Source organism: Parasphingomonas puruogangriensis, from assembly GCF_036663635.1.
Classification (GTDB): domain Bacteria; phylum Pseudomonadota; class Alphaproteobacteria; order Sphingomonadales; family Sphingomonadaceae; genus Sphingomonas.
Window position 1 is genome coordinate 57,966 of record NZ_JAXOJI010000001.1, and the last position, 14,568, is coordinate 72,533.

General features: G+C 66.9%; 13 protein-coding genes. 12 read left to right on the forward strand and 1 reads right to left on the reverse strand.

Annotated elements, in window-relative coordinates; genetic code table 11:
- The first annotated feature begins 80 nt into the window (after positions 1-80).
- Positions 81-2,816 carry a TonB-dependent receptor domain-containing protein gene (locus U1739_RS00325; protein WP_332702858.1) on the forward strand — a complete coding sequence of 912 codons (2,736 nt, stop codon included), beginning with the start codon at positions 81-83 and terminating at the stop codon, positions 2,814-2,816.
- Between the two features lie 115 nt (positions 2,817-2,931).
- Here U1739_RS00325 and U1739_RS00330 read toward each other — a convergent pair whose 3' ends face one another.
- Positions 2,932-3,588, reverse strand: a complete 657-nt coding sequence (locus U1739_RS00330) for a prolyl hydroxylase family protein (protein ID WP_332702860.1) — start codon at positions 3,586-3,588, stop codon at positions 2,932-2,934.
- 138 nt (positions 3,589-3,726) lie between these two features.
- On the opposite strand from U1739_RS00330, the gene U1739_RS00335 reads away from it, so the two are divergent.
- From U1739_RS00335 to gspM, 11 genes are all read left to right on the forward strand, one after another.
- Complete coding sequence (locus U1739_RS00335; RefSeq protein ID WP_332702862.1) at positions 3,727-4,560, forward strand: type II secretion system protein N; 834 nt, start codon at positions 3,727-3,729, stop codon at positions 4,558-4,560.
- Positions 4,557-6,749, forward strand: a complete 2,193-nt coding sequence (gene gspD, locus U1739_RS00340) for a type II secretion system secretin GspD (RefSeq protein WP_332702864.1) — start codon at positions 4,557-4,559, stop codon at positions 6,747-6,749. Before U1739_RS00335 ends, gspD begins: the two co-directional genes overlap by 4 nt.
- A gap of 285 nt (positions 6,750-7,034) precedes the next feature.
- On the forward strand, positions 7,035-8,540 hold the full coding sequence (locus U1739_RS00345; protein ID WP_443025493.1) for a GspE/PulE family protein: 1,506 nt from the start codon (positions 7,035-7,037) through the stop codon (positions 8,538-8,540).
- A gap of 128 nt (positions 8,541-8,668) precedes the next feature.
- Entirely contained in the window at positions 8,669-9,895 is a 1,227-nt protein-coding gene (gspF, locus tag U1739_RS00350; protein ID WP_332702866.1) for a type II secretion system inner membrane protein GspF, read from the forward strand.
- 8 nt (positions 9,896-9,903) lie between these two features.
- On the forward strand, positions 9,904-10,452 hold the full coding sequence (gene gspG, locus U1739_RS00355; RefSeq protein ID WP_332702868.1) for a type II secretion system major pseudopilin GspG: 549 nt from the start codon (positions 9,904-9,906) through the stop codon (positions 10,450-10,452).
- 25 nt (positions 10,453-10,477) lie between these two features.
- Positions 10,478-10,921, forward strand: coding sequence for a GspH/FimT family pseudopilin (locus U1739_RS00360; RefSeq protein ID WP_332702870.1), 444 nt, complete (start codon positions 10,478-10,480; stop codon positions 10,919-10,921).
- A 58-nt stretch (positions 10,922-10,979) separates the two neighbouring features.
- A complete protein-coding gene (gene gspI / locus U1739_RS00365) occupies positions 10,980-11,399 on the forward strand; it encodes a type II secretion system minor pseudopilin GspI (RefSeq protein ID WP_332702872.1) in 420 nt (139 codons plus the stop codon).
- Positions 11,396-12,016, forward strand: coding sequence for a type II secretion system minor pseudopilin GspJ (gene gspJ, locus U1739_RS00370; protein ID WP_332702873.1), 621 nt, complete (start codon positions 11,396-11,398; stop codon positions 12,014-12,016). The genes gspI and gspJ overlap by 4 nt, the downstream gene beginning before the upstream one ends.
- On the forward strand, positions 12,006-12,995 hold the full coding sequence (gene gspK / locus U1739_RS00375; RefSeq protein ID WP_332702874.1) for a type II secretion system minor pseudopilin GspK: 990 nt from the start codon (positions 12,006-12,008) through the stop codon (positions 12,993-12,995). Before gspJ ends, gspK begins: the two co-directional genes overlap by 11 nt.
- Positions 12,992-14,086 carry a type II secretion system protein GspL gene (gene gspL, locus U1739_RS00380; RefSeq protein WP_332702875.1) on the forward strand — a complete coding sequence of 365 codons (1,095 nt, stop codon included), beginning with the start codon at positions 12,992-12,994 and terminating at the stop codon, positions 14,084-14,086. The genes gspK and gspL overlap by 4 nt, the downstream gene beginning before the upstream one ends.
- Positions 14,083-14,562, forward strand: a complete 480-nt coding sequence (gene gspM / locus U1739_RS00385) for a type II secretion system protein GspM (protein WP_332702877.1) — start codon at positions 14,083-14,085, stop codon at positions 14,560-14,562. The genes gspL and gspM overlap by 4 nt, the downstream gene beginning before the upstream one ends.
- Positions 14,563-14,568: the final 6 nt, after the last annotated feature.

Below are 14,568 nucleotides of genomic sequence, written 5' to 3' on the forward strand. Positions count from 1 at the left end.
ATCGCCCAGCCGACCAGTGGATGCCGGGGCGAACACCACGCCCCGGCATTCGCCGTATCTACCCAATCGGGATATTATCGATGGCAAAGCCCCTAGCATTCGGTTCGCTGCTGCTTCTTTCCTCCAGCCTGATCGCGCCTGCCGCGCTGGCTCAGACAACCGGTCCCTCGACCACGGGCGGGCAGAGCGCGTCGCCGCCCGCGACCGTCACGGTCGATCCCGCCGCTGGCCAGACGCCGGATGCGCAGGAAGAGCAGATTGAAGTTTCTACGCCAGGTGCTGGCGATGATACCGGCGCCGACATTGTCGTCGTCGGGCGCAATATTCCCAACGCGATCCGCGCCACGCCGGAAGTGATCTCGGTTCTGTCCTCGGCCGATATCGCACGCACCGGCGAAGGCGATATCGCCGGCGCGCTGCAGCGCGTTACCGGGCTTAGCGTCGTCGGCAGCGGCTTCGTGTTCGTCCGCGGCCTCGGCGATCGCTATTCGTCCTCGCTGCTCAACGGCTCGCCTTTGCCTTCGCCCGAGCCGCTGCGCCGCACCGTGCCGCTCGACATTTTCCCGACCAGCATCGTCGCCAGCGCGCTGGTGCAGAAGAGCTATTCGGTCAATTACCCGGCCGAATTCGGCGGCGGCGTCATCAACCTCACCACCAAAGGCGTGCCAGAGGAGAGCTTCCTCTCGTTCGGCGCCTCGGCCGGCTATGACAGTGCCAGCACCGGCCAGCTTGGTTACGTCTATGACGGTGGCAGCCTCGATTGGCTCGGCTTCGACAGCGGCGAGCGCACCGTGCCTGGCTTCATCAAGGCCGGTGGTGCCAGCGCCCCGCAATATAGTTCGGCGCAGATCGCGACGATGTCGGGCGCGCCGACCACGTTGCTGCAGCAGAGCGACGACTTGCCGGCGAATTTCTCTGGCGAACTCAATCTCGGTCACAGCTTCGATGTCGGCGGTGCGCGGATCGGCGTGATCGCCTCGGGCAGCGTCAGCAACGGTTTCCGCACGCGTGAAGCGACGCAGCAGGACACGATCGATGCCAGCGGCGCATTGCGCAGCGATTTCCGCACCGTGCTGACCGACAATCGCATCGTTGCCAACGGCCTGATCGGCTTCGGCGCCGATTTCGGCGAACACAAGCTGCGCTGGACCAACGTCTATCTCCACGACACGCTCAAACAGGGCCGGCTCGCCACCGCCACGGTCTATCCGAACAGCAGCGGCGATCGGATTATGCAGCAGAACACCAATTGGTTCGCGCGGCAGCTGATCGACACGCAATTGGTCGGCGAATTCAAGTTTGGTGATTTCGGCGTCGACGTGCGTGGCTCTTACGCCAATACGAAGCGCAATTCACCGTACGAACGCTCGTTCAGCTATCGCTTCGATCAGGCATCGCAACTGTACGAAAACAATCTTAACGGTCTTGCCGAAAACGCATTCGTTGCGTTCAGCGCGCTCAACGAAGACCTGTATAGCGGACAGGCCGATGTCAGCTATAAGCTGCCCACGTCACGCCCGATCACGGCCTCGGCAGGCTATTATTACAGCGATACAGATCGCACCTCGACGCGCTACAATTTCCAGTATCGCACGTTCAGCGGCGGCGGCCTGCCGGCGCCGTACAGTTTTCTCCGCCCGGATTATCTGCTCAGCGCGGGGACGATCAACAATGGCTGCGTGGCCAATGACGGCGGCGGTTGCATCCGCCTGTTCAACCTGTCGGGCGCTGATGGCGCGGCGCAATATGACGCCTCGCTGCGCATCCATGCCGGCTACGGCCAGCTCGAAGGCGAGATCGCCGACGGCCTGCGCGCCACGGTCGGCGTGCGCTACGAAACAGCCAAGGAAGTTGTCACCACCAGCAGCACCTCGTTCCAGGGCACCACGCTCGACAACGATTACTTCCTGCCTGCCGCCACCGTGACATGGAATTTCGCGCCCGACATGCAGTTCCGCATACACGGCTCGAAGACCATCGCGCGCCCCCAGTTCCGCGAGCTCGCCCCGCAGCTGTACCGAGATTTCGATTCCGATCGTCAGTTCTTCGGCAACCCGCAGCTGAAGGACTCGCAGCTGACCAATGCCGAGGCGCGCTACGAATGGTTCTTCGCGCGTGATCAGCGCATCACCGCGGCGGCGTTCTACAAGCATATCAAGAACCCGATCGAGCAGATCGGCTTCTTCCCCAACGATACCTCGCCGCTCCAGACCGGCTTCTCCTCGGCCCCGGCTGCGGACCTGTACGGCGCGGAATTCGAAGCGCAGAAATATATCCCGCTGGACGACGCGTTCAGCAGCGATTTCTTCGCCGATCGTCGGCTGCTGTTGATCGCCAACTATACGTACACCAAGTCCAAGCTGAAGGTTGGCGACCAACTGGTGCCGAGCCCGATCCAGAATGGCAGCGGCGTGGCCGTCTTGCTGCCGGCCAACCAGTTGTTCCGCGATGGCGCGCCGCTCACCGGCCAGTCGGATCATCTGATCAACGCGCAGATCGGCATCGATCGCAAGCGCGGTGTCGTGTCGCAGCTGACCTTCCTGTTCACCTATGCCAGCGAGCGCGTGACCAATCGCGGGCCGATCTCGGGCGGGTTCCTGCCCGATATCGTCGAGAAGCCGGGCATCAAGCTCGACATCGTCGCCCGCCAGGGGTTCAAGCTGCGCGGCGCGGAATTCGAACTGAAGCTGGAGGGCCGCAATCTGAGCGGCACCAAGTTCCAGGAATTCCAGAAGTTCGACGATGGCACCCGGGTGGATGTGAACACCTATCGCCTGGGTCGCACGTTTACCGTGGGGCTCAGCACGCGGCTGTAATTGGGCGTGCGGGGGAGGGTAGAAGCTCCCCCCGCCGTCACGTCGGCGTTATCCCCGCGTCGGTGGCGCCATCGTCAGGAGCACGGACGCACAATCGGCTTTCCCGATCGAGGCGTCATCCCCATTCGCGCTCGCGAAACCACTTGGTGATGACATATTTCGCCCCGGCACGCACTTTCATGCCCTGGTGGATCGTCGAGGGGTTTGGCGTGCCGTCGGGCCGCAGGTTATTCCACGCCAGCAGCTTGCCCGTCTCTGGCTGGACGATCTTGTCGATCGTCTTGAAGCGCGTCGCGCCGCCCGCTTCCGGCGTGTTGAGATAGATCATCACCGTCCAGGTGCGCTGCCCGGCAACAGCGCAATAGCGCGCGAAATCCACGCCGGCCGGATCGAAATAGTCGGTATGGCCCTTGAACTCCTGCCCGACGGCGTAGCGCTGGCCCTGCATCGGTTCGCCATGCGCGGCAGCCAGCCCGGTAAGCGCACGGATTTGCTGTTCGAGTGCGATAACGGCAGGATGCGCCGCATCCAGATCGCACGTCTCGCTGGTGCGAAAAGCGGCATCGCCATTGGCGTCGGCGATCGTCGAGGGGCGGCGCGCGGCGTCGATCAGCTCGATAATCGTCGCACACAGGTCCGGCGCGAGGAAGCCCTTGCGCAGGAACAAGGTCAGTTTGGGGCTCGGCACGCGCTGCACGCCGGCTTGCCCGGCGAGATGCGCGACGAGAGCGTCGCTGGGATGGCCGGAGCCGAAATCGGGAAAGGTCGCCATCCCCACCATGTGCCAAAAGCGCGCGGATTTCGCCAGCGCCAAGCATCGCGGAGTGGCGGTACCGCAAAACCTTCACACTTCTGCCGCGCGACTGTAACACTGCGCCCCTAGCAGCGTCACCGGAGGAATTATCTCGCCATGCGGCTCGAACTCGACGCCCGCGCGCGCCGCCTGCTCCGGCGGTTGCCGCGCACCAACCTGTATAGCGCGCTCGAGCTGTTGCTGCTCGGCGCGCTCGCGGTGCAATGCGCGCGGTTGCTGTGGGTGATCGTCACGCCGGTCGGGCCGCTCGGCGATTGGCGCCCGGTGCAGCCTGGCGTCGCCGGCTCGCCGATCGAGATCCTGCGCGGCTTCGATCCGTTCTTCCGCTCGGCGCCCAGCACGGGCCAGCCGGCGGCGGTCACGTCGCTGCAACTGACCTTGTATGGCACGCGCATCGACGAAGCGGTCGGCGGCGGCGCGGCGATCGTCGCCGGGCCCGACGGGGTGCAGATGAGCGTCGAGGTCGGCGATGAGATCATGCCCGGCGTGCGGCTCAAGGCCGTCGCTTTCGATCATGTCACGATCGATCGCGGTGGTGTCTCGGAAGACCTGTTCATCGATCAGTCCGGCGCGGTCGCCACGGTCGTGCCGCCGCCACCGGCGATCGGCGCAGCGCCGGGCGCGCCACCGCCCCCGGCCGGCGGCGGAATCAAGCTCGTGCAGCTGCAGTCCGATATCGGCTTCATCCCGCGCGTCGATAGCGGGCGGGTCAGCGGCCTGGTGGTGCGCTCGCAAGGCTCGGGCGCGGCGTTCCGCGCGGCGGGCTTGCGCGATGGCGACGTGGTCACGGCGATCGGCGGCCGCGCGGTCAGCGGCCCCGGCGACATTGATCGCCTCGCCGCGCAATTCGGCAATGGCGGCACGCTCGCGCTGACGGTAGAACGCGGGACCGACACTCTTCCTCTCTCCCTTACGATAGCGGGCCAATGAAAAAATTGATTTTGGCGCCGGTGCTGGCCGCGTTGCTGGCCGGCCCGGTGCTCGCGCAGACCACGCTCAACGTGCGCGATGCCGATATTCGCGCATTCATCGCCGATGCCGCCAAGGTAACGGGACGCACCTTCATCATCGACAGCCGGGTGCAGGGCAAGGTCACGGTGGTCACCGATCGGCCGCTCAGCCGCTCGGAATATTTCGAGATCTTCCTCTCCACCTTGCGCTCCAACGGGCTGATCGCAGTGCCCACCTCGGGCGGCGCGTTCCGCATTCAGCCGACCGACAATGCCGCCAGCCAGCCGAGCCGGATCGGCTCGCGCGGCGCTGCGCGTAACTCCTATGTGACGGAAATCATCCGGCTACGCTCGATCGACGCGCAATCGGCGCTCGATACGGTGCGGCCGCTGGTCAGCGCGCAAGGTTCGGTCACCGCCAATCGCGGCGGCAACAGCCTGGTGGTGGTCGATTTTGCCGATAACGTGCGGCGCGTGCGCGAAGTCGTGCGCCGCATCGATACCGACAACGCCTCCACGCGGGTAATCGCGCTGAAAAACGCCGGCGCGCGCGAGATCGCCACCGCACTGACCGCGCTGATCGGCACTGGCGGCCAGGCCGGCGGGCAGGGCGGCAGCGGCGCCAGCGTCAGCGTCGTCGCGGTGAGCAGCTCCAACTCGGTCGTCTTGCGCGGTGACGCGCCGTCGGTCGCGCGGCTTGCCGCCGTGGCGCAGGATCTCGATACCCGCGCCAAGAACGGCACCGAAATCAAGGTCCAGTTCCTCGAAAATGCCGATGCCGAGCAATTGCTGCCGGTGCTGCAACAGCTGGTCGGCCAGACGCCGACCCAGCCGGCCAGTTCGAGCACGCTGTCGCGCTCCAATTTCGGCGGTACCGGCAACAGTGCGGCCAATCAGCCGAGCGTGATCCAGCAACAGGCCCAGCCGCAACAGCAGGCCGCGGCGAGCGGCGGCACCGGCCAGGCGGCGATCGTCGCCGATGGCGGGCGCACGGCGTCGGTCGTCACGCGCTTTGCCGGCGCCAACGCGATCGTCATTGCCGCCCCGGCCGAGGTCCAGCGCCAATTGTCCGAGGTCATTCGCCAGCTCGACACGCGGCGCGAACAGGTCCTGGTCGAGGCGATCGTCGCCGAAGTGTCCGATGCGACGGCGAGCAAGCTCGGCGTCCAGTTCCTGCTCGCCAGCCTCGATGGCGGCGCATTCGGCGCGACCAGCTATGCCAATTCGGCGCCCAATTTGCTCACCGTGGCAGGGGCGATCGGCGCGCAGTCGCTCAACACCACCACCACCACGATCAACGGCACCACCACCACCACCAGCACCAACAGTTCGGTCAGCGATTCGCTTACTCAGGCGGCGATCAGCTCGGTGCTCGGCACCACCGGTGGTCTTGGCGGGTTCGGCACGCAAATCGGCAACACCGTGTTCGGCGCGATCATCAACGCGCTGAAAAGCGATACGACATCCAACCTGCTGCAGGCCCCGAGCCTGACCACGCTGGACAATCAGGAAGCGCGCATCCTGGTCGGCCAGGAAATTCCCATCACTACCGGGCAGGCGCTGTCCGACAATTTCGACAATGCCTTCCGCACCGTGCAGCGCGAAAATGTCGGCATTCAGCTCGAGGTCAAGCCGCAGGTCAATTCGTCCGGCGCGATCAAATTATTCCTGCATCAGCAGGTCAGCAGCATCGCCGGCCCGGTAAGCAGCGACAATAGCGATCTGATCCTCAACAAGCGCGAGGTGGAAACCACGCTGACGGTCGACGATGGGCAGATCGCGGTCATCGGCGGGCTGCTCAGCGATGACGAACGGCGGACGATCGAGAAGATTCCGTTGCTCGGCGACATCCCAGGCCTCGGGCAATTGTTCCGCTCCAAGGCCAAGCAGCGCACCAAGACGAACCTGATGATCTTCATCCGCCCGACGATCCTGCGCTCGGCCGAGGATCAGCGCCGCGTGACCGAGCAGCGCTACGGCTATCTGCGCTTGCAGCAGGCGGGGCAGAATCCAGACGTCGAGCCGAGCATCGATCAGTTGGTGCGCGATTATCTCGCCGCGCCCGCGCCGCTGCCGCCCGCGGGCATGGACGGCAGCATTTCGGATCCGCGCATCGCCGTGCCAGTGCAGCGCAACACGACGAAGATCGTCCGGCCAAAGGGGCAGTGACGTGAGCGACCGCGCTTCCTTATGTCTGCGCTTCCCCGGCGAAGGCCGGGGCCCAGTAGCGGCGGCCGAAGTAACGACGCACACCACAAGCCAACCTCTGTTCCACGACTGGACCCCGGCCTTCGCCGGGGAAGCGCTGATGAGAAAGGCCGACGCATGAGTATCGCCGGAGACATCGCCGCGCCGCATGGCGATGCGCTAACCATGGGCGCCGCCGCCGCGCTGATCGACACGCCCGTGGTCGATCCGATCGTCATCCCCGAAGCCCCCATCCTCCCGCTCGAAATGCTCGCCATCCCCTACGCTTTCGCGCGCCGCTTCGGCGTCGTGTTGCAGGCGCATGAAGGCAGCCACGCCGCGATTGCCATGCGCGCCGGTTCGGACCCCAAGGTGCTACTCGAACTGCGCCGCCATCTCGCCCGCCCGTTCGACGTCGAATTCGTTGCCGCGGAAGAATTCGATCGCTTGCTCTCCGATCGGTACGCCATGGACGGGCAGGCCGCCGCGGTAGCCGCCGGCACGCTCGGCCTGGGCGACGAACTCGACATGCTCGCTGGCGACATGCCGACGGCGGACGATCTGCTCGACACTGCCGATGATGCCCCGGCGATCCGCCTGATCAACGGCATCATTGCCGATGCCGCGCGCAACGGCGTGTCCGATATCCATGTCGAACCGTATGAAAGCGGGCTGGTCGTGCGCATGCGCATCGATGGCGTGCTGCGCGAAACGCTGCGCATGCCGCCGCATGTCGCCCCCGTCGTGGTCAGCCGCATCAAGGTCATGGCCCGGCTCGACATTGCCGAGCGCCGCGTGCCGCAGGATGGCCGTATCGGCCTGACGCTGGGCGGTAAATTGCTCGATGTCCGCGTCTCGACGCTGCCCAGCCGCGCCGGCGAGCGCGTTGTGCTGCGTATCCTCGACAAGGACAATGCCGGGATCGACATGGACGTGCTCGGCCTGTCGCCGGCAATCAACCAGATCCTCAAGGAAGCGCTGTCCGAACCGAACGGCATCGTGCTGGTCACCGGCCCGACCGGCTCGGGCAAGACCACGACCTTGTATGCCGCATTGCGCACGCTCAACGACGGCAGCAGCAACATCCTGACAGTCGAGGATCCGGTCGAATATGCCATGGACGGGGTCGGCCAGACGCAGGTCAATCCCAAGGTCGGGCTGACCTTCGCCGCCGGGCTGCGCGCGATCCTGCGCCAGGATCCCGACGTGGTGATGGTCGGCGAAATCCGCGATCGCGAGACCGCAGAGATCGCCGTGCAAGCCTCGCTCACCGGCCATCTCGTGCTTTCCACGGTCCACACCAACGACGCAGTCGGCGCGATCACGCGCATGCGCGACATGAAGATCGAGCCATTCCTGCTCGCCTCCACGCTACGCGCGGTGATCGCGCAGCGGCTGGTGCGCAAACTGTGCGAGCATTGCCGCAAGCCGGTCCAGGCCAGCGGTTCGGTCTCGGCGCTGCTCGGCTTCGATCCGGGTACCGTGGTGTACGAGCCGGTCGGCTGCGAGCAATGTTCGCACTCGGGCTTCAAGGGCCGGATCGGCGTGTTCGAGGCGATCCGCATCGACGAAACGATCCGCCGCCTGATCAATGACGGCGGCGACGAATCGATCATCGCGCGACACGCCTTCCTCCATTCGCCCAATCTCGGCTCGGCCGCGCGGCAATTGGTCCGCGATGGACAGACCACGCCCGAGGAAGCGGTGCGCGTGTCGAGGCGCGACATGGCGGATATCGAAGCGCCGCTGGTGGTGGATGACGCCGGTGCCTGAGCTGCCTTCTTTTGCTCCCCTCCCTGGAAGGGAGGGGCTGGGGGTGGGTTGCTCTCGACGGAGCGCTGCGCCCGCCTCATGCCGACCCACCCCCAACCCCTCCCTTTCAGGGAGGGGAGTAAGCGGTCATGGCTGATTTCGACTATCTCGTGATCGACACCGCCGGCGCCGAGCGACGCGGCCATATCGCCGCGGACTCGATCGACGCCGCGCGCATCGCGCTCGATCGCCGCAAGCTCTACGTCGTCAAGATCGAGCCGGGCTCGGGCGCGCCGCCGCGGGGCAAGCCGCTCGTCACCGGGCTGAGCTTCCGCCGCAACAAGATGAGCGTCAAGGACCTCACTCTGTTCACGCGCCAGCTCGCCACGCTCAACCAGGTCTCGCCGCTGGAGGAATCGCTGCGCACGATCACCCGCCAGACCGAGCAGGAGCGGGTCCGCGCGATCGTCGCCACGGTGCATACCGGCGTGATGGAAGGCCGCCGCCTGGCCGAGGCGATGGGCCGCGAGCCGAAGAGCTTCCCGCCCTTGTACCGCGCGATGGTCTCGGCGGGTGAGCGCTCGGGTTCGCTGCCGATCATCCTGGAACGGCTATCGATCCTGTTGGAACGTCAGGCCGAGATCAACGGTAAGGTCATCACCACGCTGGCCTATCCCGCGGTACTGTCGCTGGTCGCGACCGGCGTGGTTACCGCGCTGATGGTATTCGTCGTGCCGCAGGTGGTCGAGCAGTTCGACACGGTCGGGCAGGAATTGCCGCTGCTCACGCGGATCGTGATCGGCGTGTCCGATTTCCTCGTCGCCTATTGGTGGTTGCTGCTGCTCGCCATGGCGGGGGCGGGGGCGCTCTTGTGGCAGGCGCTCAAGCAGCCCTCGATCCGGCTCGCCTTCGACACGCGGCTGCTGCGCGTGCCCTTGCTCGGCCGGCTGATCCGCGATCTCCACGCCGCGCGCATGGCGCGCACGCTCTCGACCATGGTCGCCAGCCGTTTGCCGCTGCTCGAAGGGCTGACGCTTACCGCCGGCACGATCCACAATCGCCGCCTGCGCGCCGCCTCGGACGAGATCGTCGATGCGATCCGCGGTGGCGGCAGCCTCTCCGCCGCGATGCGCCGCACCAGCGTCTTTCCGCCGCTGCTGACGTATCTTGCCGCTTCGGGCGAAGCGGCCGGGCGGCTCGACGAGATGCTCGAGAAAGCGGCCGACTATCTCGAACGCGAATTCGATCGGTTCACCGCCACTGCCTTGTCGCTGCTCGAACCGGCGATCATCGTGCTGATGGGCGGCATCGTCGCGACGATCGTGCTCGCGATCCTGCTGCCGATCCTGCAGCTCAACACCCTTGCCGGCCAATGAGGTTTGTCATGCTTAGCCCTTCCAATTCCCCCGTCATCCTGAACTCGTTTCAGGATCCAGGCGCGGCCAGCGGCCCAGAAGACCGTGTCCAAGAAGCGGGTGGCCGCGCCTGGATCCCGGATCAAATCCGGGATGACAAAGAGGGCGAGCGGGGCTTCACCCTCGTCGAACTGATGGTCGTGATCGTCATCCTCGGCCTGCTCGCGACGATCGTCGCGATCAACGTGCTGCCCAGCGGCGATCGTGCGCGGGTCGAGAAGGCCAAGACCGATATCGCCACGATCGAGAGCGGCCTCGAAATGTACAAGCTGCAGAACTTCAATTATCCCAGCACCTCAGATGGCCTGCAGGCTTTGATCACGCCGCCGGCCGGCCTGGCCGATCCGTCGCGCTTCCAAAAGGGTGGCTATCTCAAGAAGCTGCCCAACGATCCGTGGGACCGGCCGTATCTCTATGCCTCGCCCGGCACGCACGGGTCGGTCGACATCTGGTCGCTCGGCGCCGACGGCAAGGAAGGCGGCGAGGGCACCGACGCCGATATCACCAGCTGGCAGTAAGGTGGACGAACGCCGCGCCATATCCATGCGACGGGCCGAGCGCGGCTTCACGCTGATCGAGCTGATGGTGGTGGTGACCGTCATCGGCTTGGCCTCGGCGATCGCCGTGTTGGCCATGCCCGATCCGCGCGGCCAGTTGTTCGATGAAGCGACGACGTTCGCCGCGCGGACCCGCGCGGCGCATGATTCGGCGATCGTCGAGGCGCGGCCGGTGAGCGTATGGATATCGCTCGGCGGCTATGGTTTCGATCAGCGCGCCGCCGGTCAGTGGCAACCGATCTCGGAAAAGCCGCTGCGCGTATCGCCCTGGGGCAAAGGCGTGCGCCCGACGCTGACCGCCGAGCGCGACCGCGTCGTGTTCGATGCCACCGGCCTCGCCGACAAACCGCTCGACGTCCGCCTGACCCGCGACGACGAGAGCGAGATCGTCCATATCGGCATCGACGGATCGGTCCGCGTCGGTGGTTGAAGCCATGCGGCATCGTGCTCCTGCGAACGCAGGAGCCCAGGGTAGCGAGGCGCGACGCTTGTGGCCCTGGGCCCCCGCCTGCGCGGGGGCGCCCTCGCTACGCTCGGGCGGCTTTACCCTGATCGAAATGATGGTCGCGCTGGCCGTGTTCAGCCTCGCCGCCATGGCGCTGATCCGCCTCGAAGGGGCGACGATCCGCGGCGCGACGATCCTCGATGCCACGCTCACCGCCCAGATGGTCGCGCGCAACGTCGCGATCGAGGCGCTCACCGATACCGGCCCGCCCGCCATCGGCAAGGCCAGCGGCAGCGAGATCAATGGCGGCCGCAGCTGGGCCTGGACGCGCGTGACGACGCCGACCGGCGACATCCGCATCCTGCGCATCGAGGTCGCCGTCGCCGATCCCGGCGGCACCGTGCAGGGCCGCCTCACCGTCGTCCGCCCCGCGACGCAGCCCGCTGCGGCGACCGCGTCATGAAGCAGGCGGAGCGCGGCTTCACGCTGATCGAGATGCTTATCTCGCTGATGATCTTCGGCCTGCTCTCGGCCGCCGGCGTCGCCATCCTCGCCTTCAGCGTCCGCGCGCAAGGCGCCACCGGCGCCAAGCTCGACGATGTCTCCGCGCTCAATCGCCTGTCCTCGGCGCTGTCCGCCGATCTCGCCCAGGCAGGCTTGCGCCAGACGCGCAACGAAGCGGGCGACCTGCTGCCCGCCTTTACCGGCGAATCCGGCTCCACCGCGGTGCCCATGCTGCGCCTGGTTCGCGGCGGGTGGAGCAATCTCGACAATGCCCGGCGCGCCGGCGCGCAGAAGGTCGAATATCGGCTCAGCGACACGACGTTGCAGCGCATTGCCTATCCCATGCTCGACGGCGCGGAGCCGCTGCCGCCCGCCGCGTTGCTCGATAATGTCCGCCAGGTCGGCCTGCGCTACCGTATCGACGGCGCCTGGACCGACCGCTGGCAAGGCACCGCGCAGGCGCCGCTGCCACAGGCGCTCGAATTGCGCCTGCTACGCACCGACGGCACCGAGTTCCGCCAGCTGTTCCTGGTCGGCGCCGGCTACCGCCCGACGGTCACCCCCAATGCCGGCTGACCATCCCCCCCGCGAACGCGGCGCCGCCTTGCTCATGGTGTTGCTGCTCGTCGCCGTCATCTCCGTGCTCGCCGCCACCGCGCTCGAAAAACTGCGCCTGTCGACTCGCCTGGCCGGCAACGCCGCCGCGGGCGAACAGGCGCGCTCTTATGGCTATGCCGCCGAGACGCTGGCGCTGACCAAGGTCACCGATCTGCTCGGCCAGTCCGGCAAGCGCGTCACCCTCGCCGGCGGCTGGAGCGGCAAGCCGTACCGCCTGCCGGTGCCCGGCGGCCTCGCCACGGCGCGGGTGCGCGACGGAGGCAATTGCTTCAACCTCAACGGCCTGGTGGTCGAGACGACGCCGGCCACTTACGTCACCAACCCAGCGGCGCAGGTGCAGTTCGCGCGGCTGATGCGCCTCGTCGGCGTGCCTCAATCGCTGACCAACGGCATTGCCGACGCCGCCACCGACTGGATCGATAGCGACACCACGCCGCTCGCCGCCGGTGCGGAGGACAGCGCCTATACCGGCGCCGCCGTGCCGTATCGCGCCGCCAACACGCTGATGGCCGATATCAGCGAACTCCGCGCCGTCGCCGGTGTCACGCCGGAGATATATGCGCGGCTGCGCCCTTGGCTCTGCGCGCTGCCGGTGGCAAAGCCGTCCGAGATCAACGTCAACACGCTCATGCCGGAGCAGGCCCCTTTGTTCGCAATGCTGCTCCCCGACACGTTGGGCGTCGAAGCCGCACGCCAGTTGCTGCTCAAGCGCCCGCTTCAAGGGTTCGAAAGCACCGATGCATTCTGGAAGCTGCCTGCGCAAAGCGCGATCACCCCGTCACCCGACGCCATCGCGCAAACCAGCGTGACGACGCGCTGGTTCGCGCTGCAGGTCGATGTCGCGCTCGGCTCGACCGAGCTCGAACAGCGTTCGACGATCGACGCCACCACTTTACCGGCACGCTTGGTGTCGCGCTCCTGGGGGGAGCCGTCATGAGCGACACATTGGTCCTGTTTCTGCCCGCCGGCGAGGTGCCGTGGCGGTGGCTGCGCATCGCCGACGATATGGTCCACGCGCGCGGCGAGGGGTTCCCCGAAGGGCTCGATCCCGATGCGCCGCCGCCCGTCGCCGTGGTGCCGGCCGATGCTGTGACGCTGCATTGGGCTGAACTGCCCGATCGCTCGGCCGCGCAATCGGTCACCGCGGCGCGCATTCTCGCCGCCGATGCCAGCGCCTCGCCGATCACCGACTTGCACGTCGCGGTCGGCCGCGAAGGCGACAATGCCGAGCGCCCGATCGGTGTCGTCGCCACGCTGCAGATGCACCGCTGGCTGGCCACGCTCGCGGCCGAAGGCGTCGATCCGGCGGCGGTGTTGCCCGCGCCGATGCTGTTGCCGCGCCCGGACGAGGGATATCTGCGCGCCGATCTCGGTGGCGAAGGCGTGGTGCGCGGGCCGACCAGCGGGTTCGCCGACGAAGCGCGGCTGACCGAATTGGTCACCGGTGGCATCGCCCCCACCGTGCTGGAGCGCGAGGCGCTGGAGGCGGCGATCGTGGCGGCGGTGGCCAATCCCGCGCTCGATCTGCGCCAGGGCCTCTTCGCGCGCCGTCGCCGCTTCGCCATCGATTGGGCGCTGATCCGCCGGCTCGGCTGGTTGTCGGTCGCGATCCTCAGCGTCACGTTGCTGATCAGCCTCGTCTCGATCCTCAAATATTCGATCGCCGCGGACCTGCTCGAACAGCGTGCCGAACAGCTGGCGCGCCAAGGTCTGCCGCGCGGCGAGACGGTCAACGATGCCGATCGCCAGCTGACCGAGCGCCTGTCGCGGCTGCGTGGCGGCGGCCTGGGCTTCAGTCGCACTGCCGCCGCCTTGCTCTCGGCGGTCCGCGCGGTGCCGGGCAGCGAAGTGACCGCCTTGGCGTTCGATCCCAACGGCGATGTCCGCGCGACGATCTCCGCGCCGGGCGAGGGGCCGGCGACCGATCTGCGCAACCGGGTGGAGGCGCAAGGCTTCGCGGCGCGGCTGAGCACGCTGGAATCGGCCAACGGCAGGGTCTCGGGAACATTGACGGTGAGCACGCCATGATCGCGCAATTCAAGCTGTGGTTCGATGGTCGCTCGCTGCGCGAGAAGCGCCTGCTGCTCGCCATGGCGGGGCTGGCCGCGCTCACCCTGATCTGGGCGGCGATCATCCTGCCGGTCACCGACGGACTGTCCTCGGCCAAGGAGCGTCACGCCGGCGCGGTGGTGCGGCTGGGCGAGACGCAGGCGCGCCTCGCCGTGCTGCAGGATCTGCAACGGGATCGTCCGGCGCCGCTCGGCGGCCCGCTCGATGCGATCATCCGCACCCGCGCCAATGACGCCGGCTTCCCGCTCTCGGTCGCCACGCCGATGGGCAATGATCGCGTGCAGATCGCCATCACCTCGGCCCGGCCGGGGGCGCTGCTGGCCTGGATCGGTGAGCTCGAACGCACCGGCATCCTGGTCGATTCGCTCAACATGACCAACAATGGCGACCAGACCGTCGCCGCCCAGATGACCTTGAAGGCGCGCGGCATATGAGGCGGA

Coding starts and splice junctions, on each gene's coding strand:
- U1739_RS00325 (WP_332702858.1), top strand. CDS start 81: ATGGCAAAGCCCCTAGCATTCGGTTCGCTGCTGCTTCTTTCCTCCAGC.
- U1739_RS00330 (WP_332702860.1), bottom strand. CDS start 3,588: ATGGCGACCTTTCCCGATTTCGGCTCCGGCCATCCCAGCGACGCTCTC.
- U1739_RS00335 (WP_332702862.1), top strand. CDS start 3,727: ATGCGGCTCGAACTCGACGCCCGCGCGCGCCGCCTGCTCCGGCGGTTG.
- gspD (WP_332702864.1), top strand. CDS start 4,557: ATGAAAAAATTGATTTTGGCGCCGGTGCTGGCCGCGTTGCTGGCCGGC.
- U1739_RS00345 (WP_443025493.1), top strand. CDS start 7,035: ATGCTCGCCATCCCCTACGCTTTCGCGCGCCGCTTCGGCGTCGTGTTG.
- gspF (WP_332702866.1), top strand. CDS start 8,669: ATGGCTGATTTCGACTATCTCGTGATCGACACCGCCGGCGCCGAGCGA.
- gspG (WP_332702868.1), top strand. CDS start 9,904: ATGCTTAGCCCTTCCAATTCCCCCGTCATCCTGAACTCGTTTCAGGAT.
- U1739_RS00360 (WP_332702870.1), top strand. CDS start 10,478: ATGCGACGGGCCGAGCGCGGCTTCACGCTGATCGAGCTGATGGTGGTG.
- gspJ (WP_332702873.1), top strand. CDS start 11,396: ATGAAGCAGGCGGAGCGCGGCTTCACGCTGATCGAGATGCTTATCTCG.
- gspK (WP_332702874.1), top strand. CDS start 12,006: ATGCCGGCTGACCATCCCCCCCGCGAACGCGGCGCCGCCTTGCTCATG.
- gspL (WP_332702875.1), top strand. CDS start 12,992: ATGAGCGACACATTGGTCCTGTTTCTGCCCGCCGGCGAGGTGCCGTGG.
- gspM (WP_332702877.1), top strand. CDS start 14,083: ATGATCGCGCAATTCAAGCTGTGGTTCGATGGTCGCTCGCTGCGCGAG.